General features: G+C 49.9%; 2 rRNA genes. Both read left to right on the plus strand.

The features are described from left to right. Positions 1 to 1,633: ribosomal RNA gene (locus ABT186_RS47630) — 23S ribosomal RNA — on the plus strand; the annotation flags it as partial. A gap of 83 nt (positions 1,634 to 1,716) precedes the next feature. Continuing rightward, positions 1,717 to 1,832 (plus strand): 5S ribosomal RNA (rrf, locus tag ABT186_RS47635). The last annotated feature ends 5 nt before the right edge of the window (positions 1,833 to 1,837 follow it).

Raw genomic sequence — 1,837 nt, forward strand, 5'->3', positions numbered from 1 at the left:
GCGTTAAGCAGTGAGAATGCCGGTATGAGTAGCGCAAGATAAGTGAGAATCTTATACACCGTAAGACTAAGGTTTCCAGGGGAAGGCTCGTCCGCCCTGGGTTAGTCGGGACCTAAGGCGAGGCCGAAAGGCGTAGTCGATGGACAACTGGTTGATATTCCAGTACTAGATATGATCGTGATGGAGGGACGCAGTAGGCTAAGAGATGCCAGTTAATGGATTCTGGTCTAAGCAGTGAGGTGTGAGATGTGTCAAATGCATTTCTCTTTAACATTGAGCTGTGATGGGGAAGCAACTACGGTTGCGAACTCTCTGATGTCACACTGCCAAGAAAAGCTTCTAGCGTAAAGTCATATCTACCCGTACCGCAAACCGACACAGGTAGTCGAGGCGAGTAGCCTCAGGTGATCGAGAGAACTCTCGTTAAGGAACTCGGCAAAATAGCCCCGTAACTTCGGGAGAAGGGGTGCTGGTGTAAAAGCCAGCCGCAGTGAATAGGCCCAAGCAACTGTTTATCAAAAACACAGCTCTCTGCTAAACCGCAAGGTGATGTATAGGGGGTGACGCCTGCCCGGTGCTGGAAGGTTAAGAGGAGTGCTTAGACGTAAGTCGAAGGTATGAATTGAAGCCCCAGTAAACGGCGGCCGTAACTATAACGGTCCTAAGGTAGCGAAATTCCTTGTCGGGTAAGTTCCGACCCGCACGAAAGGCGTAATGATTTGGGCACTGTCTCAACGAGAGACTCGGTGAAATTTTAGTACCTGTGAAGATGCAGGTTACCCGCGACAGGACGGAAAGACCCCATGGAGCTTTACTGTAGTTTGATATTGAGTACCTGTAAGTCATGTACAGGATAGGTAGGAGCCATTGAAATAGGGACGCTAGTTTCTATTGAGGCGTTGTTGGGATACTACCCTTGACTTATGGTTACTCTAACCCGCTGGCATAATCGGCCAGGGAGACAGTGTCTGACGGACAGTTTGACTGGGGCGGTCGCCTCCTAAAGAGTAACGGAGGCGCTCAAAGGTTGGCTCAGATTGGTTGGAAATCAATCGTAGAGTGTAAAGGTAAAAGCCAGCTTGACTGCGAGAGCTACAACTCGAGCAGGTAGGAAACTAGGACTTAGTGATCCGGTGGTACCGCATGGAAGGCCATCGCTCAACGGATAAAAGCTACCCTGGGGATAACAGGCTTATCTCCCCCAAGAGTTCACATCGACGGGGAGGTTTGGCACCTCGATGTCGGCTCGTCGCATCCTGGGGCTGTAGTCGGTCCCAAGGGTTGGGCTGTTCGCCCATTAAAGCGGCACGTGAGCTGGGTTCAGAACGTCGTGAGACAGTTCGGTCCCTATCCGTCGCGGGCGTAGGTTTTTTGAGAGGATCTGTCCTTAGTACGAGAGGACCGGGATGGACTTACCGCTGGTGTACCAGTTGTTCCGCCAGGAGCACGGCTGGATAGCTATGTAGGGAAGGGATAAGCGCTGAAAGCATCTAAGTGCGAAGCCCACCTCAAGATGAGATTACCCATTCGTAAGAATTAAGAGCCCAGAGAGATGATCTGGTAGATAGGCTGGAAGTGGAAGAGTTGCGAGACTTGGAGCGGACCAGTACTAATCGCTCGAGGACTTTACCAAAAGAGTCAAATATAATATGCTTATGGTTTAAAAGTTAGAAGAATTGTTATTTAGTTTTGAATGTTCAAGGTAACATTTAATGATTTGGTCATCATTGCGATGGAGATACACCTGTTCCCATGTCGAACACAGAAGTTAAGTCCATCTACGGCGGTAGTAGTTGGGGGTTGCCCCCTGGGAGATAGGCGAGTGGCCAAGTTTTGG

This window comes from Streptomyces sp. NPDC001634 (assembly GCF_040298185.1).
In the GTDB taxonomy this organism is placed as follows: Bacteria; Actinomycetota; Actinomycetes; order Streptomycetales; family Streptomycetaceae; genus Streptomyces.